A 20,986-nucleotide genomic window follows, 5' to 3' on the forward strand; every position below is an offset into this window, starting at 1 on the left:
CATGACACCGCACACCGATAGCGTGGAAGCACAACCGGTCAACCTTCTCGGCCTATCACGTCAGGAAATGGAACATTTCTTCGTCGAACTGGGTGAGAAGAAGTTCCGTGCGCCCCAGGTGATGAAATGGATTCACCAGGAAGGCGTTACCGACTTCCAGCAAATGTCGAATCTCTCCAAGGCCCTGCGTGAACGCCTTGAGAAAGTCGCGGAGGTGCGTGCGCCCGATATCGCCTATGAAGGCGTATCGAGGGACGGTACGCGCAAGTGGGTGGTAGAAGCCGAAGGCGGCAGCCTGATCGAGATGGTATTGATTCCTGCCGACAACGGCAGACGCACCCTGTGTGTGTCTTCTCAGGTGGGCTGCTCTCTCGACTGCAGCTTCTGCTCGACCGGCAAGCAAGGCTTTGCCCGTAATCTGACCGCTGCCGAAATTATCGGTCAGGTGTGGATCGCTACCCATTCGGGAGCTACCTACGAGGACGGCCGCAAGCCCGTCACCAATGTGGTGATGATGGGCATGGGCGAACCTCTAATGAATTTCAGACCCGTAGTATCAGCCATGAAGCTGATGCTCGACGACAACGCCTATGGCATTTCAAAACGGCGTGTCACGCTTTCCACTTCCGGGCTGGTGCCAAAAATCGACCAGCTCGGCGATGAAATCGATGTCAGCCTGGCCATTTCGCTACACGCTCCCAACGACGAGCTGCGCAATGAGCTAGTGCCGCTTAACCGCAAATACAACATCGAAACCCTGCTGGATGCCTGTCGGCGCTATCTCGACAAATGCCCCGACGCGCGCATGCTCACCGTGGAATATACGCTGATGGCCGGCGTTAACGATCAGCAGCATCACGCTACCCAGTTGGCCGAACGGCTGCGCGGCATTCCATGCAAGATTAACCTGATTCCCTTCAACCCCTTCCCCGGCTCAGGCTATGAAAAGCCGTCGCGCAATCAGGTGATGCGCTTCCAGCACTGGCTGTTCGAGCTGGGCCACAAGGCACCGGTCAGGGTCACCCGCGGCGACGATATCGACGCTGCCTGCGGACAGCTGGTGGGGCGCGTGAAGGATAAGACCCGTCGCCAGCAGCGTTATATTCAAACCCTATCGATTGACGCTAGCTAGCGCGTCAACGGATTCGCACTTTCACCGTACAAGGTAACGCCATGACCCTTCAGCCACGCCTCGCCGCCATGACCGCCCTGGTTATTCTGGGCATGGTGCTGGGTGGCTGCGCCTCATGGTCGTCGTCCGATAGCGGCCAGCAGTCCGCCGATGCCTACACCGAGCTGGGTATGGGCTATCTTTCCAAAGGACAGGCCGACAAGGCACGCGCCGCGCTAGGCAAGGCGCTTGCCAAGCAAAGCAACGATGCGGCTGCCCTGCACGGCATGGCGTTGCTGGAACAGCGCGAAGGCAACGCTCAGGCATCGGCCGCCTACTACCAGCGTGCGCTAAGTGCGTTGGCGAACGCCAAATCCGCTGCTGACAACGCCGCCATCAGCACGCCGCAAGTGCAAAATAACTACGCTTCGCTACTCTTTGAGCAAGGCGACACTAAAGGCGCTTGCGCTCAGCTTGCTCAGGCAGCCAAAGACACGCACTATCCGGGACGGGCAGGCGTGTTGGTCAATCTGTCCCAATGCAGGCTTATGGCAGGCGATAAAGACAATGCCCGCCAAGTGCTCGAAGAAGCTCAGCGACTCGCGCCGCACCAGCCAACCGTTATCATTGCGGTTGCCTACCAGAAGCTGGAAGATGGTGATATCGCAGGCTCACGCGCATACCTGACACGCTATGAGCAGATGGCAGGCAGCGGCAGCCGAGAAGCACAAGTGCTTGATGCCGCGCTAACCCGCAAAGAGCATCAGGCAGCATCGGGTGGAACATCCATACAATCATCAACCGCGACCACCAAAAGGACTTCGGAATGAGCGATCAGCCATCTACCGCGGAATCCCAACATACTTCGCAAACGGCAGGCGAAATGCTTCGCAGTGCCAGGGAGCGCAAAGGGTGGGGATTGGAGCAGGCTGCTGCTCAGCTTAATCTGCGCCCGAGTCTGGTCAACGGACTCGAAACCGAAGAGTACGATCAGCTGCGAATTCCAGCCTATCGTCGCGGCTACCTGCGCGCCTACGCACGCCTGTTGGAAATTAGCCCGGATGCCGTGCTGAAAGCGCACGATGCCACCCACGGGGCAGGCGAAGAGCCGATTCGCCCTTCCACACCGATCAAACCCATCAAGCGCCCCAGCAAGCTGGGCAAGTTTGCCTTCCGCCTGATCAGCCTGATTGTGGTGATCGCGCTGATCGCCGTTACGGTGCTGTGGTGGCGTAGCCATAGCGGCTCCGACTTCAGCGCGCATCAGCAAAATAACAGCTCGTCGTCGCAGCTGGCGCTCGATAACGAGTCGTCATCGTCCAACGCGCCGGATACTTCAAACGCTGATACCGCAACGGCCAGCGACTCAACCCAAAATACCGCTGCGAACAGCAGCAGCGCTGATCAGGGCACCGCCAGTGACAGCAACGACAACACTTCTGCTGCCCCAGCCAACGGCTCGAATGACGCTGCCAATAACACCAGCAACGATCAAGGCCTGCAAATGAACGTGGGCCAGGGCGTTGACGGTGCCAAGATGACCGCCAGCGAGGCCGAGGCGATGAGCCGCCGCGAGCAGGAACAGCAGGCGCAAAATGCGCAGAACAACGCGAACGCCAACGCGACGAATGGTGCGACCAGCAACGCCAACGCTAGCGATAGCGAACAGGCCAGCGCTGCCGCTGACAGCAACAGCATTGCGCTGAGCTTCCAGAATGAGTCGTGGACGCGCATTACCGACGCCTCTGGCAAGCGGGTATTGGATGGTCTGCAAAAGGCAGGCAGTCAGCAAACCGTTAGCGGCACCCCGCCGTTCCGGCTGGTAATCGGCAACTCCTCGAGCGTTAGCGTGAACTACGATGGCGAAGCCGTTGATCTAAAAAGCCATTCACGCGGTGGTCAGGTTGCCCGCTTCACGCTGGGTAACCAATAACACAGCGCGTTACGTGTAAATGCATACGCGAAGGCCCCTGCGCGACCGATTTATCGCGCAGGGGCCAACGGTTTATACTGCAATATCTGCGAATACTACCCGCCTAGCTGGCTAATTTCGGAGTCGATAGTGAGCAAGTTAAAAGGCCTTCGTGGCATGAACGATTTACTGCCCGACCAATCGTCCAAATGGCAGTATGTAGAAGCGACCTTCAAGCACATTCTTGCTCGGTACGGATACAGCGAAATTCGTACCCCGGTTCTCGAAGACACCACCCTCTTCCAGCGCTCCATCGGTGAAGCCACCGACGTTGTCGAAAAAGAGATGTATACCTTCGACGATCGCAATGGCGAGAGCGTTACGCTGCGCCCAGAGTTTACCGCAGGCGTCGTTCGCTCAGTGATCGAGCATGGCCTCGCGTTCAACCAGACACAGCGCCTGTGGACCACCGGCCCTGTGTTTCGCTACGAGCGTCCGCAAAAAGGCCGCTACCGCCAGTTCCACCAGTTGAGCGTCGAGATTTTCAATCTGGCGGGGCCCGACATCGATGTCGAGTTGATTCTGCTGTCTGCCCGACTGCTGCGTGAGCTGGGGCTTTCCGACCAGGTAACGCTGGAGCTGAACTCGCTCGGCACGCCCGAAGCGCGCGCCGAGTACCGCAGCCTGCTGGTCGACTACCTGACCGAGCACAAGCACGAACTTGATGAAGACTCCCAGCGTCGCTTGACCACTAACCCGCTGCGCATCCTCGATTCGAAGAACCCCGATATGGCTGACATGCTGGCCGGGGCGCCGCGCTTGATTGACCATCTCGACGATGAATCACGCGCTCACTTCGACTATCTCAAGGATCGACTCACCGCGTTAGGCATTCCCTTCCGCATTAACACGCGGTTGGTGCGCGGCCTCGATTACTACAGTCGCACCGTGTTCGAGTGGACTACCACTGCTCTGGGTAGCCAGGGAACCGTGTGCGGCGGTGGCCGCTACGACGGCATGGTCGAGCAGCTCGGCGGCAAGCATGTGCCGGCGATAGGCTTTGGTCTAGGAATCGAGCGTTTGGTGCTGCTACTTGAAACACTCGACCTGTTTCCTGATACCATCGGCAACACTGTGGATGTGTACCTGACCGCGGTAGGTACTCGGGCTGAACAGATGGCACTGCCGCTGGCCGAGCAGTTGCGCGATCAGCTTCCATCGCTGCGCCTGCAATTGCATTGCGGCGGCGGTAGCTTCAAAAGCCAAATTAAAAAGGCTGATCGTAGCGGCGCGCGCATTGCCCTGCTGCTGGGAGAGGAAGAGAGCGCCAACGCCACTGTGGGCATCAAGTTCCTGCGTGAAGAACGCGATCAGGAGCAAGTGTCGCAGGCACAGCTTGGCGAGCGTCTGGCGGTTTTGTTTGAGTCCGCACAGTAATACACACGGTGACGCGCCGTTTCACCATAACGGCGGATACACGCCTGCGTGGCGTGCGGCTATCGGCTGCACCTTGGCGCGCGGCACCGTAACAGCGAAGCGCGAACAGGAGACAACTGCGTGGCGCGAGATATCAAAGATATAGACCTTGAAGACGAACAGTCCGATGCGTTCATTGGCTGGTGGAAACGCAACGGAGTGTCGCTGATTGCTGGCGTACTGCTGGCAGTTGCGGCCATCCTCGCGTGGAACGCGTGGCAGCAGCACAAAAGCAATCAGGCAGCTTCCGCGTCCCAAATGTACGACCAGCTCATGGAGCTGACCAGCGACTTTACCAAGCTCCCTGATGAGCAGCGCAATCAGGTATCACAGCTGGCCAATAAGCTGGCCGATGAGCACGGCGGCACCCTGTACGCTGACTTTGCCCGCTTGATTCAGGCTCGCGTTGCCGTAGATGCCGGCGACACCGGTACCGCGGCGGCCAGTCTTCAGCAGCTGATATCCAGCGCGCAAAACGACTTCGTCAAACAGGTTGCCACCATTAATCTGGCGCGCGTGCAGATCGCTCGAAAGGATTATGAAACCGCGCTGAAAACGCTTGATATCGATATTCCCAACGAGCTGAAGGTGCAGCAACTTTCCGCTCGCGGCGATGCACTGGTCGGATTGCAGCGTCTTGACGACGCGCGCAAGGCGTATCAAACCGCCCTCGATACTGCAAAAGCGCAGCAGATGCCTAACTACGGCATCCAGCTTAAGCTCGATGATATTGCTCCCCAGGAGGCTTCATGAAATTGCGTTACCCCCTCCGCACGGTCGCATGTGCGCTTTCGGTATCAGCGTTCTTGGCAGGCTGCGGCGGCGGCGTCAAACCCGACCCCGCACCCAAGCCGTTGACCAGCATTCAACAAACCGTGGCACTCAAGACGCTGTGGGATCGCGGCATCGGCAATCTAGGCCGGGCCCGCAATCATATCGAGCCAGCCCTCGACAGCGGTGTCTTGTACGCAGCCGATGCTGAAGGCAAGCTGACTGCCATCGATGCCGAAACAGGCAAGGTGCAGTGGGAACAGCAGCTGCACGTACCGGTATCTACCGGCGTTAGCGTGAACAATGGCCGCTTGTTTGTAGGTACCGCCAAGGGCGAAGTGCTGGCAATCAGCATTAGCGACGGTAGCGTCGTATGGCGCACCCAGGTCGCCAGTGCCGTTGCCAGCACGCCGCAGGCCAACAGCAACCTGGTGGTCGTTCAGAGTGTCGATGGCACCCTGACCGCCCTCGATAAGCTATCAGGCAACCAGCAGTGGCTCTACGCTTCTCAACAGCCATCATTAACGCTGCACGGCAACCCCACACCGCGCACCATCGACCCGGTTACCTTCGCTGGCTTCGCCAACGGTCAGATTGCCTTGTTCGATAATCGCTCGGGCAACATGATGTGGAACGCGCGCGTTGGTGTGCCTGAAGGCAGCAATGCGGTGCAGCAAATGAACGACGTGGTTGCCCAGCCGGTGCTGACGGAAGATGGACGCCTTTACGCTTCCGGCTACAACGGCAATCTGATTGCGGTCAACGTGCGCTCCGGCGAGCCGCTGTGGGAACACAGCGAATCAAGCTATCGCACACCGCTGCTGGAAGGCGGCACGCTCTACACCGTCGATGCGAAAAGCCACGTGCATGCGTTCGATGCGATGAGCGGTCAGTCGCTGTGGGAAAACAGTGATCTTGAGGGCCGCAACCTGACAGCTCCGGCCTACGTTAACGGTCAGTTGGCGGTCGGCGACTTCGAAGGCTATGTGCACCTGCTCGACGCAACCAGCGGTAAGCTCGACGGACGCGACAGTTTGGGTGGCGACGGCATCGGTATTACCCCGCTCAGCGATGGCAATACCTTTTACGTGCTGACCTTCTCCGGCAAACTAGTGGCGTATCAAACCGGCGCGCAATAAAACAGCGCACATTGTTACGCTACATCTAACGAGGGGCGCTTAAGGCGCCCCTTGTGCGTGCTGGCTTGTCGCTCCATCAATGGCGTCGCTGCGCGCCCAGCGAGACGGTGAAGGTTGCTCTCCCTTGCCACGGTGGCTCGCAAACGCCGCAGCGGTGAAAAGCCGCTATGGAAATTCGCTATACTTCGCTACCATTGCAGCACTTTCATCTGCGCGGTATCGGCAATGCCGATCTACAACTGCCAAACGCTCGTGCCAAGGCGGTTACACGCCGCAGTGATTACCCTATTTTGCGTACTGCTTACGCAGGCGCCTTGTTGAGTTTGTATATGAACCCCGTTATTGCCCTGGTCGGTCGCCCTAATGTCGGCAAATCGACGCTTTTCAATCGATTGACTCGCTCCCGCGATGCCATAGTGGCGGATTTCGCGGGCCTGACGCGTGACCGTCAGTACGGCAACGGCCAATTGGGCGACAAACCCTTCACCGTGATCGATACCGGCGGTATCAGCGGTGATGAACGCGGCATCGACGCCGCGATGGCCGAGCAGTCGCTGCTCGCCATCGATGAAGCCGATATTGTGCTGTTTCTGGTAGACGCCCGCAGTGGCCTGACGCCTACCGATGAGGCTATCGCCCGCCATCTGCGTATCAATCAGAAGAAAACCTGGCTGGTGGTTAACAAGACCGACGGTCTGCCCGAAGAAACGGCCACCACCGAGTTTTATGCGCTTGGCATGGGCGAGCCTTGCCCCATTGCTGCCTCGCACGGACGCAACGTTACCCAGTTGATCGAACTGGTGCTCGAGCCTTTCCCCGAGGTTGCCGAAGGCGATATTCACCCAGAGCTTGATGATCAGGGCATTCGCATTGGTGTGGTCGGACGCCCCAATGTTGGCAAGTCGACACTGGTTAACCGATTGCTCGGCGAAGAACGCGTGGTGGTCTTTGACGAAGCGGGCACCACCCGCGATGCCATCGAGATTCCCTTCGAACGGCGCGGACGCCCCTATGTGCTGGTAGACACGGCGGGGATTCGGCGGCGCAAGAACGTGAGTGAAATCGCCGAGAAGTTCTCGATCATCAAAACCCTCGACGCGATCAAAAGCTGTAACGTCGCGATTATGGTGCTGGACGCGCGCAGCGGTCTGGTCGAGCAGGACCTTCACTTGCTCGATTACGTGCTGAATACTGGCCGTGCGCTGGTGATTGCCGTTAACAAATGGGATGGCCTTGAGCAGGAAGCCAAGGAGAAGATGCGCGGCGAAATAAAGCGCCGACTGGGCTTTGCCGATTACGCTGACATGCACTTCATTTCCGCGCTGCACGGTACTGCCGTGGGGGATCTTTATCCTTCGCTGGAACGCGCCTACAAGAGCGCCACTGCACGCTGGTCGACCAATCGTCTGACAACCCTTTTGAAAGACGCCGTTAGCGAGCACCAGCCGCCAATGATCAACGGTCGCCGCATTCGCCTCAAAATGGCGCATCAGGGCGGCAATAACCCGCCGCTGATCGTTGTTCACGGCAACCAGATCAATCGCCTTCCTGAAGCTTACAAGCGCTACCTGATCAATACCTTCCGCAAAGTGCTGAAGGTCAAGGGAACGCCGCTACGCTTTGAATTTCGCGGCGGCGACAACCCTTTCGATCGCAGCAGCGATGCCAGCGACCGCGAAAAGGCCAAGGCACGCCAATTGGCAAAAACCCGCGAGAGTCGGCGCAACCGCCGCTAGCGAGGGAAGGCGGGTCAACCCTCGCCGCGGGGAGCTACGCGATCCTTGCGCACAGTGCCACAACGCTCCCCATAACAATGCGCCCCGCTCGATGAAGAGCGGGGCGCATTGTCGTTTCTAAATGGGCGCAGCCACTGTCAGCCACACAGCGCCCGCTTGCCGTGCAGGCGCTTTCAGGCCACTGTCTTTATGCCAATGACTGCTGATCAGCGTCGGAACGGCCGTTAGCGGCAATCACTGCGCAGCGAACCAGATCGATGCACAGGAACACCGCCAGGCTTGCGCCTAACGCGGGGAATGCCCACCCCACCATCAGTGCCAGTGCCGCCCAAACAACTTTGGCTGGATGGGAGAGCGCCACCCAATAGCTCAGCAGCGGCGGCGCCAGCTTGAATTTGCGCGCCCACCAGGCCGCATAGCCGTAACCGATAATGGTCATCAGCCCAACGGCCATCAGCGCCACCAACAGTTGATTGGGCCAGCCAAACAGAATCCCCACATGGAAATCGACCGTCCATCGAATCAGCTTCGCCAACAGCGGGAAGCTGGCAAATTCTGCACGGCTGGTCACTTTCAGCGTGGCAGGGTCGAGCGCAATCGCATCGACCTTGGTCGGCCATTTGCGCTGGTACTCACGCACCGACCAAGCGGCACCCGGCTTGGGCGTTCTAATCTCCATTACGCTGGGGTCGATACCCGCTGCGCGTGCCGCCTCAGCCACCCTATCGAGCTGTTGCAGGGTGCCCTTTTCACGCATCGCCAGCATCGGGTCGGGATGAGGCGACAAGGTACGGTTCGAAGGGTCACCGCCGTGGTGATGCATCGCGACCGCATGGTGTGGATCCAGCGACGTGGATACTGCCGGGGTGCCCCAGCCCACGGAGGTGCGCCACTGCGTAATATGGGCACCTGCCGCTTGCGACCAGCTCATGCCGGTGAGCGAGAAGAACACCACCCCTAGCGACAGCGTGACGCCCAGCGTGGCATGCAGCCAGCGACGTCTACTGCCCTTGTGAGCCGCGGCGGCTCCCTTGGGCTTCCTCGGGCCAGTCGCCCATAGGACGATACCGCCCACCACCATCACCCACAGCCAGGAAGCGGCCGTTTCACTGTAGTAGCGCCCCCAATCCCCAAGTAGCAAACCACGATGCAAATAATCCAGCGTCATTCTTAACGGCAAGGCACCAGAAGTACCGTAGGTGGTGAGATCGCCTTTTACCGCCAAGGTCTGTGGATCGATAAACACCGTGCGGTTTTCAGACGGGCCATATTGCGCATTGGCAAACATTACCCGCGTCGTATCACCGCTGCCCGGTGCCGGCCGAATCGATGAGAGACTCAGTTCAGCGTGCTGCTCCTCGGCAAGATAGCGCTGCGCCGCAGTGGCTTGTTCGACAAGAGACTTCGGCTCACCTTCACTATTGGTATAGAGCGCATCAGCATAGAGCCATTGCTCAAGCTGCGGCGTTAGCGCATACATTAGCCCGGTAAATGCCGCGACAAAGATGAACGGCCCCACTAACAGGCCAATATAGAAATGCAGCGTTGACAGAAAAGTACGCGCAGCGCTTGTTGGCGGCTGCGACGTTGATAATCGGGAAGAAGACATTCTCATCACCCTGTAATACACGCACGAACACAGGTTCGCGGCCGACCAAGCGCAATAACCACGCGTTGAGGCGACATGGAGCGAACATGCATGGCGGCTGCTCATTGGCGCGGGCAAGGCAAACAGCTCCACCCGCAAGCAGCCTGAACAATTAACGTATTAGGAGATCAACAAGGAAGGAGGAGCGCGTGGCTGGGCAGGAGAACGTGGCATAGCCCGTATAACAACGGGAACCACCGAGGACACGCGCGCAGCGTGCGGCGGAAAGTGACTCACCGCGATGGCTGGAAGCGTTAAGTGCACCAGAGGGAAGTGCTGCCACAATGAGCAATAGCCGCACAAATCGAACCAATCGGCGCTTGAGTCGGAGTGCTGATGAGAAACACTGGGCATGGACGCATGAGCATGGCTCGCGTGATGCGATGCCATTGGCATCGTCGCGTCGCCCTGTGCCTCCGCGGACGCTACCTCCTGCGAAGCAAAATGCTCGTGGGACGCGTGGGATGCGTGGGACGCGTGTAGCATCGCGTGATGCGCCCGCTCCGCTACACCGCTGGCTGCCGCCATCGATGTAGAAGAAGCACCGGGCATGCCGCGTTGGGGAAAATCGAAGCGCACAGCATCAGCCATTGCTGCCGGAGCAGCATGGGCGTGCTCAGCACACATTAGCGTGCGCGACACTAATGGCCCAATGAATAACATCAGTATGGCCAGCAGTGACATTAACGCAGCAATATCGCCATAGCGGCGGCGAATAGTGTGCATGCGCATCGAATCCTATGCGAACAGGGTGCGCCACATTCTACGCCTACCGACCGCTTTCACCACCTAAACAGGCCCAGCAGACCGCCCATTCACTTGCCTATTAAGCCAAAGTTCAGTGCGCTGAGCGGCCTGCGCCAACACGCCATTCCGAATCTGTGAGCTACCGCGCGCTTATCGACCAATCCCCCATCTCGGCAACGGCCGAGAATATGCCCTACTCCCACTCACCAGCCTTGCCTTTACTAGACCACCCGCCATTTTTTTCGGCGGTTCGGCGGTTCGGCGGTTCGGCGGTTCGGCGGTTCGGCGGTTCGGCGGTTCGGCGGTTCGGCGGAGCGATTGACGCTTAGCCTTAGCCGTCGATCGATCGCGTCTGGATGAGCATAAAAAACTCCCGCTTACTTTTAGTAAGCGGGAGTTTTTACGAGCAATACGGTAGCTAAACCATCAGGCAAAGGCACCTATTACCTGCATCGCATATCACCTTATGGCAAAGGAAGCGCGCTAGGCATCGGCGTCGGCACCGGCCCATTGGCAAGCGAACTGCCATGCTGCCCTGCCGCTTCTCACGCCGCGCAGTGTGGCGTAGCGCAAGGCTTCGGTGCGTGCCTGCTCTGACCATTGACTACCCAGATACGTTACCCAATGTTCGCAGGCGGCGACGAAGTTATCCTGATTGAAAGCGTGGAATGCTAGCCATACGCCGAAACGATCGGACAGCGAGACCTTCTCTTCTACTGCGTCGCCGTGGTGCAGTTCACCATCGACGATGTGCGTTGCCTGATTGTCAGCAGAGCTTTCCGGCAGCAGGTGGCGTCGGTTGGAGGTGGCGTAGATCAGCACGTTTTCGGGCGGTCCAGTCAAGGTGCCGTCGAGCACGCTTTTCAGCGCCTTATAGGCATCGTCGCTGCCTTCGAAGGAGAGATCGTCACAGTAAACGATGAAGCGCTGCGGCAAATCACGCAGCCGCGCCACCAGCCCCGGCAGGCCAATCAGGTCGTAACGATCGACCTGAATCAGCCGCAGCCCCTGAGAATGGAAGTCGTTTAGCAGCGCACGAATGATCGACGATTTTCCGGTACCGCGCGCCCCCCATAGCAGCGCGTGGTTAGCCGGTTTCCCAGTAAGAAACGCCCGGGTGTTATCGACCAGCTGCTTCTTTTGGCGCTCAATACCGACCAAATCATCCAAACGCACATCGTCGCGCGGGGCCACCGGTACCAGTTGCCCACCGGCCAGCGGATGACGCTCCCATAACGCCGCGATGTCCCGCGTCCAGTCAACCTCGCTGCGCTCGGGCGGCAGCAGCGGCTCAATACGCGTCAATAGCTCCAGCAAACGCGCACTCAACTCCTCATTCATCTCTCACCCATTATTTTTTCTGAATAGCGACCGTTACCAGCGCTATCGGAACGCGCTGTGTTAGCGCAATATCGTGCTAGCGGCACTTTTTGCGCGGCGCTTAAGCGTGGTGACGCGTTGGCCTCACTCAGCGAACGCGTCAGGCCGATAGCTGTTTGCGCAGTTGTAACAGCACTGGCTCGGGGTCAGGGCGCTTGCCAAGCCACACATAAAACGATTCTGCCGCCTGCCCTACCAGCATTCCCAAGCCATCGGCACTGTTGCCGCCTTGCTCGCTGGCCCAGCGCATAAACGCCGTCGGCGCTGCTGCGTAAACCATATCATAGCCCCAGCCGTTGGCCGCCAGGCTAACGTTGCCCAAGGCAGGAAGCTCATCCGACAGGCTAGCGCTAGTGCCATTAATCACAAGATCGAAGGCGTCGCTAAGCGCGTCAGGGGCCACCGCTTCAATGGCACCCAGATCCGAAAACTCTTGAGCAAGCTGCTCTCCCCGCGCCACCGTACGGTTGGCAATCACTAACCGCTTGGGTTGCTGCGCCAGTAGCGGCGCCAGCACCCCTCGCACGGCTCCACCGGCCCCGAGAATGGCAATATTGGCGCCAGCAAGCTCGATTCCCAGCCGTTTCAAGTCGCTGACCAGCCCTTCACCGTCGGTGTTATCGCCATAAAGATCACCGGCGTCGGTACGCTTCAGGGTGTTGATGGCACCCGCTCGCCTTGCTCTGTCAGATACCTGACTAGCAAGTGTAAGCGCTTGTTGCTTGAAGGGTACGGTGACATTGGCACCGCTACCGCCTTCCGCAATAAAAGCCGCGACGCTATCGGCGAATCCATCAAGCGGTGCTTCGCGCTTTTCGTAGCGCAGATCAAGGCCGAATTGACGTGCGAAGGCGAGGTGAATATCAGGCGAACGAGAATGATGGATGGGATGGCCAAAGACGCAATACAGCAGCGACACGACAACTCCTTTAAGTGAAAGCGGTATTCAAATACAGCGCAGGGAATAAAACGGCCGAGCGTGCAGAGTATCCAGCCAATCTGCCGAGCAGATGGAAACGCTTCCCGCCACAACAGACTGAAAGTGAAACATTGACTTGAACATCAGGCAATTGCAAAGCCCGCCTTGCGGTAGCTTTTCGATCTTCCGATAGGTTACCTTGTGGCAACATCATTAAAGTGACGAACCGTTACATCAAGATACTGACGCTACGCTGAATGGCCCAGCTAATCGCAGTCTCTAACAACTTCAAGGTACATCGACCGTTCATGATTGCAGATTCTTTACGCTCACTCATCAATTATCACGAATGGGCCACCCAGCGAATATTGGGTGCCTGCATGGAGGTCAGCGAGGGCGACTACCGTCGCGATCTAGGGCTGGATCAGGGATCGATTCACGATACGTTGAATTACCAGCTAAACATCGAACGCCGCTGGATGGGCAGCTATCTGAACGACAGCAGCGATGCCGCCGAGATGATGATCAAGGGGCGTGATAGCCTTGCCGCTGCCCTGCGCGGTCAATGCCGCAAATGGCGCAAGGTAGCGGCGGAGATCAACAGCACCAATCTGGATCAGGCCGTCAGCATTGTCGGCACTACTGGTATCAAGTGCGAGCTTACCAGCGCAGAGGTGCTGTTCGAAGTGATCAACTTCGGAGTGCTACAGCGCGGCAAGCTCACCTATGCCGTTACCTGGCTCGGCGTGCCTGACCCCGAAACCGACTTTGTCTCCTATCGCAGTTCCCCCTGATCGAGAGCGTTGTCGGGCGCGTCGGCTCAGGATGCATGCAGACCAAGCCAGTCGCGCGGGGCCAGATACGCACTAAGCTCTGCCTCGCGTGAGCCGGGTTCGACCGTGTAGTTATAGGTCCAGTTAGCCTGCGGGGGCATCGACATCAGGATCGATTCGGTGCGCCCGCCGCTTTGCAGCCCGAACAGCGTGCCTCTATCCCACACCAGATTGAATTCAACGTAACGCCCGCGACGGTGAGCCTGGAACAAGCGCTCGCGCTCACCAAACTCGAGCGTTTTGCGCCGCTCAACAATGGGAATGTATGCAGGCAGAAAGGCATTGCCGACCGAACGCATCAGCGCGAAGCTTTGCTCGAAGCCCAACTCGTTGAAATCGTCGAAGAACAACCCACCAACGCCACGCGTTTCGTTGCGGTGCTTAAGCATGAAGTAGCGGTCGCACCACTCCTTGAATCTCGGATAGATGTCGTCGCCAAATGCTGCACAGGCATCGTGGGCCGTTTGATGCCAATGCAGTACGTCTTCTTCGAAGGGGTAATAAGGCGTTAGATCAATACCACCGCCAAACCACCATACCGGTGGCTCGCCCTCTTTCTCGGCGATGAAGAAGCGCACATTGCCGTGCGATGTGGGCACAAAAGGATTGCGCGGGTGAATCACCCAGGACACGCCCATCGCAGTGAAATTACGTCCGGCCAGCTCGGGCCGAGCAGCCGACGCCGACGCCGGCAAGCGCTCGCCGTGCACGTGCGAGAAGTTGACACCGCCCTTCTCGAACACCTCGCCATCGCTGATCACTCGCGTGCGACCACCGCCGCCCTCAGCGCGCTGCCACTGCTCTTCTACAAAGTCGGCGATACTATCCTGCGCAGCAATGCCATCACACAGGCGATCCTGAAGACCCTTCAGAAAGCGTTCTACCTGCTGCAGCATATCGTGGGACGAGAGTTCAGAGTGAGTGGTCATAGTATTGCCTGCCAGACGCCCCCAGGCGTCGTCGAGTGGGTGGAAAGAATTACTGTTGCGGCCCGCCACGAAGCCAGCGGCCGTCGGCGAGATTGCGAATCGTGCTAGGCTCACGACGGCCGCCGGTAGCGCCGTCCAATATCAGCGGAAGCTCGTCGCCAAATATCTGTTCGACCTGCTGTGCGGTGAGCGCCGACGGCTCATTGGCACGATTGGCCGAGGTCGATACGATCGGCCCGCCGAAAGCTGTGCATAGTGCCGCGCTGAGTGGATGATCAGTAACGCGCAGCGCCACCTGCTGGTGATTACCACGCACCAGCGGGTGCGAGCGGCCGTTGTCGGGCACCAGCCAGGTATGGGGGCCAGGCCATGCTGACTGCAGTTGCTTACGCTCGTCAGCGCTGACTTCAGTGAGCCAGGGAGCAAGTTGCTCGATGGACGCCGCGATCAGAATCAGGCCCTTGGCTGGATCGCGCTGCTTCAGCGATAGCACTTGCCTAAGCGCCGCTTCATTGTCAGGGTCGCAGCCCAGCCCCCACACACCCTCGGTAGGGTAGGCGATAACGTCGCCCCCAATGAGCGTAGCAGCCGCCTTGCTGACGTCCGTAGTTGCACTGACCATTTCCACACCATTTGTAGGGTTATTGTACCGGTAATCAATTCCGGCTCACACTATTTTCTTTATCCAACCACCGGGTACACGCAGTACTTTGTCGTCGAGCTCAAGCCACTGGAGTTCGAGCTGACACTCCGCCGGCGTTCGCTGACTACGCGCGGCAATGCTATCCAGCGATAGCGCCTGCGCACCGAGCACAGCGACGAGCGAATCAGCGCCCTGAACGGAGGCGACACTGTCGCCAGTCGGCCTTGACGTCGCCTGCTGTTCAATCCCGTATTCTTCGAGAATATCCGCCGCGCAGGTGACCAGCTTGGCGCCCTGCTGAATCAGCCACAGGCAGCCCCCTGCATTGGTGTTTTCCAGCGCCGCAGGCAGCGCGAAGACTTCACGGTTTTGCTCAAGCGCCAGCCGTGCACTGACCAGCGAGCCGCTGCGCTGTCTGGCTTCCACGACCAGCACACCACGGCACAGGCCGGTGATTATACGGTTGCGGCGCGGAAAATGCCCCGCTCGTGCAGGCGTGCCCGGGCTGAACTCCGACAGAATCAGACCGTTGCCTTCTAGCAGCTGTTGGTAAAGCGCGCGGTGGCTGGCTGGATAAACGACGTCGATGCCGCACCCTAACACACCGATGGTTGCCCCTGCCGCCTCCAGCGCACCGCGATGCGCCGCAGCATCGATACCCATCGCCAGTCCACTGGCCACACACAGCCCGGCACAGGCGAGTTGGCGCGACATCGAAAGCGCATGATGCAATCCATCGAGCGACGCATAACGGCTACCCACCACCGCCACCGCAGGCAATGTCAGGCAGTCAGCATTGCCCGATGCCCAAAGCACCATGGGAGGATCGTCCAGTTCATTGAGCAGCGGCGGCCATAGCGGGTGGCCGGGGTAGAGAATCGCTCGCTGCAATGGAGCGTCTTCCCAGCCGAGCGCGGTGTCTAGCTGCGCCGTTGCGTGATCACTCAACAGAAAGCGCAAATAGCTGCGCTGAGCGCTGCTCATTTGCTGCATCCAGCCTTCCGGCCATGGCAACTGCTGCTGGCGTAGCCATTTCACTCGAATCGGACCCAGCTTTGGTACTAGCGATAGCGCAATCCACTCGCGCGCGTTGGTTGGGCTGGTCATCACGGCTCCTGTATACCACCGTGCGGTTTAATTGCGCAGCGTGTCGCACTACAATAGGGCCCACGGCGTTTGCCCGGTGTCGCCCGTTATCGGCGCCCCCCAGCGATCCTTTAGCGCGTTTAGCGGCCTGCATTTGTGTTTGCCCACACAAATGCGCCCCCGGAGCCCTGTTTAAAGTCAGGCTGAATACATCGGCCACATCACCGCTGGGAAGAACCGCACATGGCATGCTTTGATAGCCCCATGTGCTTCCGCAGGCCCCATACGGCGTGCGCTTTTCGCCGTCGTGGCTTGCCCCGTACGCTTTCATTCATGCGTTTAGATCACCTCACCAGCGGACCTTTTTTATGGCTCTACTTACCATTCTCGAATATCCAGACGAGCGCTTGCGCACCGTCGCTAAACCGGTTACCGACTTCGGTGATCAGCTGCAAACATTAATCGACAACATGTTCGAGACGATGTACGCCGCGCCCGGTATTGGGCTGGCGGGAGCACAGGTCGATCAACATCTGCAGCTGTTCGTGCTCGACGTGAGCGAGCAGCAAAACGATCCGCGCGTGTTCATTAATCCGGTGTGGGAAGCACTCGACGATGAACGCAAACCAATGCAGGAAGGCTGCCTGTCGATTCCCGAATACTATGCCGAGGTGCCGCGGGCGCTGCGCATCAAGGTGAGCGCGCTTGATCGTCACGGCAAACCGTTCGAATACGAAGCCGACGGCCTGCTGGCGCACTGCATCCAGCACGAAACCGATCACACCAAAGGCGTGCTATTCATCGATTACCTGTCGCCGCTGAAGCGCGATCGCGTCAAGAAGAAGATGCTCAAACGTCACAAGGCCGGCGCCTGATACCACCGGCGGCTGCGCTTGATGCTAATGACTGCATCAGGCGCAGCCGCTGTGATGAACGAATTACCCACTTAGTCGCCCACTCTGTCGCCAGCTATTGGCGTCGCTGCTTCGCTGTTCGGATCAACACTTCATGCCCTCTACCTTACGCGTCGGATTCGCCGGCACCCCTGATTTCGCTGCTGACATACTGGCTGCCCTACTGGCTAGCCAGCACCAGGTGGTGTGTGTCTTCACCCAGCCTGATCGTCCGGCGGGGCGCGGCCGCAAACCGCAGGCGAGTCCAGTAAAGCAGTTGGCGGAACGCCACCAGTTACCTCTGTACCAGCCGCTCACACTGCGCGATGAAGAAAGCCGAGCGCCGTTGGCGGCGGCCACTCTCGATGTACTTGTCGTCGCTGCCTATGGGTTGATTCTGCCCACTGAAGTGCTTGAGCTGCCGCGTTTCGGCGCACTCAACGTGCATGCTTCGTTGCTGCCGCGCTGGCGCGGCGCGGCGCCAATTCAACGCGCCATTGAGCATGGCGATAGCGAGAGCGGCGTGACCATCATGCAGATGGACGAAGGTCTTGATACCGGCGACATGCTGCTGAAAAAGAGCGTCCCGATCGACGCCACCACCACCGGTGGCAGCCTCCACGACGCACTAGCCGCGGCGGGTGCCGAGGCCATCGTTACGGCGCTCGATGAGATTGCCGCTCAGCAGCAAAAAATCGCCGGCACGGCACAGCCACAGCAGGGCGTCAGCTATGCGGCCAAACTCTCCAAAGCGGAGGCCCTGCTCGACTTCAGCGGTACCGCCAGCAACCTGGCGTTGCGAGTGCGCGCCTTTAATCCGTGGCCAGTGTGCTGGGCATACGCCGGTAACAGCACGCTGCGGGTGTGGGAAGCCAGCGCTGAACCGAGCAGTGATACGGCAGCGCCGGGCACCGTGCTCAGCGCCGACAGCAATGGCATCGTGGTGGCATGCGCCGAAGGGGCCCTTAGAATTACCCGCGCCCAGCTGCCTGGCACCAAACCGCTCAGCGTCAAGGAACTGCTTGCCAGCCCCAAACGTGCCGAGGTGCTGCCGCAGGGCAGCACGCTTAACGCGCAGGAGGCGCACTAATGGCTGCCGTCAATAATCCGCGCGCCGTCGCTGCGCAGTTGCTAGTGCCGGTGCTCGCGGGCAAAGGCTCACTGGCAGCACTCGACACCCTGGGCGTGGCAGAGCGCGACAAGAGTCTGGTGAAAGCGCTGTGCTATGGCGTGTGCCGCACCCTGCCGCGACTCGAGGCATTAGCCGCACTGCTGCTGTCACGCGGTTTCAAATCGCGCGATACCGATATTCATGCATTGCTGCTGGTCGGTCTGTATCAGCTGCTTTACATGCGCGTTCCCAGTCATGCGGCGGTCAGCGAAACCGCTGGCGCGGCGCGCCAATTAGGCAAAGCGTGGGCGACACGCGTGCTGAACGCCTGCCTGCGGCGCTGCCAGCGCGAGCAGCAAGCGCTGGAGGCACAAGTCGATAAAGCCCCTGAAAGCCAGCTATTGCACCCACAGTGGCTGCATCAGGCGCTGCATCGTGCCTGGCCCGAGCAGTTCGATGAGCTGATTGCCGCAAACAACACGCCCGCTCCCATGACGTTGCGGGTCAATCTCGCGCGCATCAGTCGCGAGCACTACCAGCAGCAGCTCACGGCAGCGGGCATCGAGTCGCACTGCTGCACCGACTCTTCCCACGGCCTGACGCTCGCCAACGCACACGACGCCACCGCGCTACCGGGGTTCGCTGACGGGCAGGTCAGCGTGCAGGATGAAGCGGCCCAGCTGGCGGCGCCGTTGTTGCTCAAGCCACTGCTGGACGGCGCGCCCAGTCAGCCGCTGCGCGTACTGGACGCGTGCAGTGCGCCGGGCGGTAAAACCTTGCATCTGATAGAGCTGGCCGAAGCAGCCGGCGTCGCGCTCGACATCACGGCCCTCGACAGTGATCCGCAGCGTCTGGAGCGAGTACGCGATGCGATCAAACGCGGGGCTCCAGGAAATTCCACTCAGCACCGTGTAATTGCCGCAGACGCCGCGCAGCAAGAATGGTGGGACGGCACGCCTTTCGATGCGATATTGCTCGATGCGCCGTGCTCGGGCACTGGGGTAATTCGCCGCCATCCCGATATCAAGCGCCTGCGAACCGCCCGAGATATCGAACAACTAGCGCAATTGCAGCAGCGCATTCTCGATAATCTGTGGCCGATGCTGCGCGACAGCGGCCGCATGCTGTACGCCACCTGCTCGGTGATGCCACAGGAAAATGAAGCGCAGGCGGCCGCCTTCGCCGAGCGTACCGGCGATGCACGGCAAGTTGCGCTGGAGGTCGAATGGGGAATCGCGACCGCTCACGGTCGTCAGCGCTTGCCGCAGCAGGAGGGTGGCGACGGCTTCTTCTACGCACTGTTCGAGAAGCAGTCGGCGTAAGCTCAGCAGAGCGCCCCTACTGCTATCCACAACGCCCCAACAAAAACGGCGCAGCCTACACAGGCTGCGCCGTTTTTTATCGCCAAGGGCAGTTAGCTGGTCAGTTGCTCCAGCGCGCGTTCAAGGCGCGCCATCCCGTCCGCGATCTCTTCAGGCGTAATCACCAGCGATGGCGCGAAGCGCAGCACATTGGGGCCAGCAACCAGCAGCATCAGACCTTGCTCGACGGCGGCAGCAAGAATATCACCGCCGCGCCCCTGCCAAGCGTCGTTGAGCTCAGCGCCGATCAACAGCCCTGCACCGCGAATGTCGCTGAACAGTCCGAAGCGCTGATTCAGCCGCTCAAGATGCTCGACGATGAGCGCGTGGCGCTCGCCGATACCCTCCAGCGTTTCGGGCTTGGCGATAGTCTCCATGGCCGCCAGCCCAACGGCGGTAGCGAGCGGATTGCCGCCGTAGGTAGAGCCATGAGTACCCGGCGTGAACACGCGCGCGATATCGTCGGTGGTCAGCATCGCGGCGAGCGGGAAGCCACCGCCAATCGCCTTGGCTGAAGTCAGGATATCGGGCACCACGTCGTACTGCATATAGTGGTAGAGCGTTCCTGAGCGGCCTGCGCCGCACTGCACTTCGTCAAAGATCAGCAGCGCTTCGTGCTCGTCACACAGCTGCCGCAGCCCCTCAAGAAACTCCTGAGTAGCGGGCCGCACGCCGCCTTCGCCCTGCAAAGGCTCAACCACAACGGCACAGGTGCGCTCATCGATCAGTTCGCGAACGCTATCCAACTGATTGAATTCAGCGTGCTTGATGCCGCCCAGCGCCGGACCAAAGCCCTGCGAGTACTTCGGCTGTCCACCCACGCTCACGGTAAACAAGGTACGTCCGTGGAAGGAGTTACGGAACGAGATAATCGTGTCCTTGTGCTCACCGAAGGTGTCGTACGCATAGCGGCGCGCCAGCTTGAACGCGGCTTCGTTGGCTTCACCGCCGGTCGAGCAGAAGAACGCCTTGTCAGCGAAGGTGTGTTCGACCATCCAGCGCGCCAGACGCAGTGCCGGCTCGCTGGTATACACGTTGGACAGATGCCATACCTTGTCGGCCTGCTCCTTGAGCGCTTTTTGCAGCGCAGGATGCCCGTGTCCCAGCGCGTTTACCGCGATACCACCGGCGAAATCGACGAACTCTCGGCCCTGCTGATCCCATACTCGGCTGCCCTCTCCTCGCACCGGAATCATCTGTTGCGGTGCATAGCAGGGAACCATATACGTATCGAAATCGGCGCGGCTTGGCGTCCAGTTCATGTCGATCTTCCTCTGGAACGGGTAAAAGA

General features: G+C 59.5%; 19 protein-coding genes. 11 read left to right on the top strand and 8 right to left on the bottom strand.

What is annotated here, in order from left to right:
• Position 1: 1 nt before the first annotated feature.
• The 7 genes from rlmN to der all read left to right on the top strand — a co-directional run bounded on the left by rlmN (position 2) and on the right by der (position 8,145).
• The gene (gene rlmN, locus R84865_RS08540; RefSeq protein WP_435639387.1) at positions 2–1,132 is read left to right on the top strand and encodes a dual-specificity RNA methyltransferase RlmN; all 1,131 of its coding nucleotides are present in this window, start codon (positions 2–4) and stop codon (positions 1,130–1,132) included.
• Positions 1,133–1,173: 41 nt separating this feature from the next.
• On the top strand, positions 1,174–1,941 hold the full coding sequence (locus R84865_RS08545; protein WP_435631340.1) for a tetratricopeptide repeat protein: 768 nt from the start codon (positions 1,174–1,176) through the stop codon (positions 1,939–1,941).
• Entirely contained in the window at positions 1,938–3,044 is a 1,107-nt protein-coding gene (locus tag R84865_RS08550; protein ID WP_435639388.1) for a RodZ domain-containing protein, read from the top strand. Before R84865_RS08545 ends, R84865_RS08550 begins: the two co-directional genes overlap by 4 nt.
• Positions 3,045–3,158: 114 nt before the next feature.
• Entirely contained in the window at positions 3,159–4,460 is a 1,302-nt protein-coding gene (gene hisS, locus R84865_RS08555) for a histidine--tRNA ligase (RefSeq protein WP_435639482.1), read from the top strand.
• 120 nt (positions 4,461–4,580) lie between these two features.
• Entirely contained in the window at positions 4,581–5,252 is a 672-nt protein-coding gene (locus R84865_RS08560; protein ID WP_435631338.1) for a YfgM family protein, read from the top strand.
• Complete coding sequence (gene bamB / locus R84865_RS08565; protein ID WP_435637648.1) at positions 5,249–6,409, top strand: outer membrane protein assembly factor BamB; 1,161 nt, start codon at positions 5,249–5,251, stop codon at positions 6,407–6,409. Before R84865_RS08560 ends, bamB begins: the two co-directional genes overlap by 4 nt.
• Positions 6,410–6,738: 329 nt before the next feature.
• A complete protein-coding gene (der, locus tag R84865_RS08570; RefSeq protein WP_435631458.1) occupies positions 6,739–8,145 on the top strand; it encodes a ribosome biogenesis GTPase Der in 1,407 nt (468 codons plus the stop codon).
• A gap of 187 nt (positions 8,146–8,332) precedes the next feature.
• On the opposite strand, the gene R84865_RS08575 is transcribed toward der, so the two are convergent.
• From R84865_RS08575 to aroE, 4 genes are all read right to left on the bottom strand, one after another.
• Positions 8,333–9,754 carry a PepSY-associated TM helix domain-containing protein gene (locus tag R84865_RS08575; protein ID WP_435639389.1) on the bottom strand — a complete coding sequence of 474 codons (1,422 nt, stop codon included), beginning with the start codon at positions 9,752–9,754 and terminating at the stop codon, positions 8,333–8,335.
• Between the two features lie 159 nt (positions 9,755–9,913).
• Positions 9,914–10,519 (bottom strand): DUF2946 domain-containing protein, encoded by a 606-nt coding sequence (locus R84865_RS08580; protein WP_435639390.1) that lies wholly within the window; start codon positions 10,517–10,519, stop codon positions 9,914–9,916.
• A 504-nt stretch (positions 10,520–11,023) separates the two neighbouring features.
• Positions 11,024–11,881, bottom strand: a complete 858-nt coding sequence (locus R84865_RS08585; protein ID WP_435631334.1) for an ATP-binding protein — start codon at positions 11,879–11,881, stop codon at positions 11,024–11,026.
• A gap of 139 nt (positions 11,882–12,020) precedes the next feature.
• A complete protein-coding gene (gene aroE, locus R84865_RS08590; RefSeq protein ID WP_435639391.1) occupies positions 12,021–12,839 on the bottom strand; it encodes a shikimate dehydrogenase in 819 nt (272 codons plus the stop codon).
• Between the two features lie 308 nt (positions 12,840–13,147).
• On the opposite strand from aroE, the gene R84865_RS08595 reads away from it, so the two are divergent.
• A complete protein-coding gene (locus R84865_RS08595; protein WP_435639392.1) occupies positions 13,148–13,633 on the top strand; it encodes a DinB family protein in 486 nt (161 codons plus the stop codon).
• Positions 13,634–13,659: 26 nt separating this feature from the next.
• Here the strand turns inward: R84865_RS08595 and hemF are convergent, their stop codons facing one another.
• From hemF to dprA, 3 genes are read right to left on the bottom strand one after another with little or no spacing between them, the layout of a single operon-like run.
• The gene (gene hemF, locus R84865_RS08600; protein ID WP_435631331.1) at positions 13,660–14,601 is read right to left on the bottom strand and encodes an oxygen-dependent coproporphyrinogen oxidase; all 942 of its coding nucleotides are present in this window, start codon (positions 14,599–14,601) and stop codon (positions 13,660–13,662) included.
• A 49-nt stretch (positions 14,602–14,650) separates the two neighbouring features.
• Positions 14,651–15,223 (bottom strand): L-threonylcarbamoyladenylate synthase type 1 TsaC, encoded by a 573-nt coding sequence (gene tsaC, locus R84865_RS08605; RefSeq protein WP_435631330.1) that lies wholly within the window; start codon positions 15,221–15,223, stop codon positions 14,651–14,653.
• Positions 15,224–15,268: 45 nt separating this feature from the next.
• Positions 15,269–16,351: a DNA-processing protein DprA gene (gene dprA / locus R84865_RS08610; protein ID WP_435639393.1), complete on the bottom strand. Its 1,083-nt coding sequence runs from the start codon at positions 16,349–16,351 to the stop codon at positions 15,269–15,271.
• Between the two features lie 347 nt (positions 16,352–16,698).
• Here dprA and def point away from each other — a divergent pair, with 347 nt between their 5' ends.
• The 3 genes from def (at position 16,699) to rsmB (ending at position 19,656) form a co-directional block, all read left to right on the top strand.
• Positions 16,699–17,205 (top strand): peptide deformylase, encoded by a 507-nt coding sequence (gene def / locus R84865_RS08615; RefSeq protein WP_435631328.1) that lies wholly within the window; start codon positions 16,699–16,701, stop codon positions 17,203–17,205.
• 133 nt (positions 17,206–17,338) lie between these two features.
• The gene (gene fmt, locus R84865_RS08620) at positions 17,339–18,313 is read left to right on the top strand and encodes a methionyl-tRNA formyltransferase (protein WP_435639394.1); all 975 of its coding nucleotides are present in this window, start codon (positions 17,339–17,341) and stop codon (positions 18,311–18,313) included.
• Positions 18,313–19,656: a 16S rRNA (cytosine(967)-C(5))-methyltransferase RsmB gene (gene rsmB / locus R84865_RS08625; RefSeq protein WP_435639395.1), complete on the top strand. Its 1,344-nt coding sequence runs from the start codon at positions 18,313–18,315 to the stop codon at positions 19,654–19,656. Before fmt ends, rsmB begins: the two co-directional genes overlap by 1 nt.
• 92 nt (positions 19,657–19,748) lie before the next feature.
• Here rsmB and R84865_RS08630 read toward each other — a convergent pair whose 3' ends face one another.
• Positions 19,749–20,957, bottom strand: coding sequence for an aspartate aminotransferase family protein (locus R84865_RS08630; protein WP_435638088.1), 1,209 nt, complete (start codon positions 20,955–20,957; stop codon positions 19,749–19,751).
• Between the last annotated feature and the right edge of the window lie 29 nt (positions 20,958–20,986).

The sequence above is a fragment of the Carnimonas bestiolae genome (genome assembly GCF_051251145.1).
Taxonomy (GTDB): Bacteria; Pseudomonadota; Gammaproteobacteria; order Pseudomonadales; family Halomonadaceae; genus Carnimonas; species Carnimonas bestiolae.

Bases quoted from the DNA above. Each gene is read 5' to 3' on its own strand.
- R84865_RS08575 (WP_435639389.1), bottom strand. From the start codon at position 9,754: ATGTCTTCTTCCCGATTATCAACGTCGCAGCCGCCAACAAGCGCTGCG.
- rsmB (WP_435639395.1), top strand. From the start codon at position 18,313: ATGGCTGCCGTCAATAATCCGCGCGCCGTCGCTGCGCAGTTGCTAGTG.
- tsaC (WP_435631330.1), bottom strand. From the start codon at position 15,223: ATGGTCAGTGCAACTACGGACGTCAGCAAGGCGGCTGCTACGCTCATT.
- def (WP_435631328.1), top strand. From the start codon at position 16,699: ATGGCTCTACTTACCATTCTCGAATATCCAGACGAGCGCTTGCGCACC.
- R84865_RS08630 (WP_435638088.1), bottom strand. From the start codon at position 20,957: ATGAACTGGACGCCAAGCCGCGCCGATTTCGATACGTATATGGTTCCC.
- dprA (WP_435639393.1), bottom strand. From the start codon at position 16,351: ATGACCAGCCCAACCAACGCGCGCGAGTGGATTGCGCTATCGCTAGTA.
- R84865_RS08550 (WP_435639388.1), top strand. From the start codon at position 1,938: ATGAGCGATCAGCCATCTACCGCGGAATCCCAACATACTTCGCAAACG.
- hemF (WP_435631331.1), bottom strand. From the start codon at position 14,601: ATGACCACTCACTCTGAACTCTCGTCCCACGATATGCTGCAGCAGGTA.
- der (WP_435631458.1), top strand. From the start codon at position 6,739: ATGAACCCCGTTATTGCCCTGGTCGGTCGCCCTAATGTCGGCAAATCG.
- R84865_RS08595 (WP_435639392.1), top strand. From the start codon at position 13,148: ATGATTGCAGATTCTTTACGCTCACTCATCAATTATCACGAATGGGCC.
- R84865_RS08580 (WP_435639390.1), bottom strand. From the start codon at position 10,519: ATGCACACTATTCGCCGCCGCTATGGCGATATTGCTGCGTTAATGTCA.
- bamB (WP_435637648.1), top strand. From the start codon at position 5,249: ATGAAATTGCGTTACCCCCTCCGCACGGTCGCATGTGCGCTTTCGGTA.
- R84865_RS08545 (WP_435631340.1), top strand. From the start codon at position 1,174: ATGACCCTTCAGCCACGCCTCGCCGCCATGACCGCCCTGGTTATTCTG.
- rlmN (WP_435639387.1), top strand. From the start codon at position 2: ATGACACCGCACACCGATAGCGTGGAAGCACAACCGGTCAACCTTCTC.
- fmt (WP_435639394.1), top strand. From the start codon at position 17,339: ATGCCCTCTACCTTACGCGTCGGATTCGCCGGCACCCCTGATTTCGCT.
- R84865_RS08585 (WP_435631334.1), bottom strand. From the start codon at position 11,881: ATGAATGAGGAGTTGAGTGCGCGTTTGCTGGAGCTATTGACGCGTATT.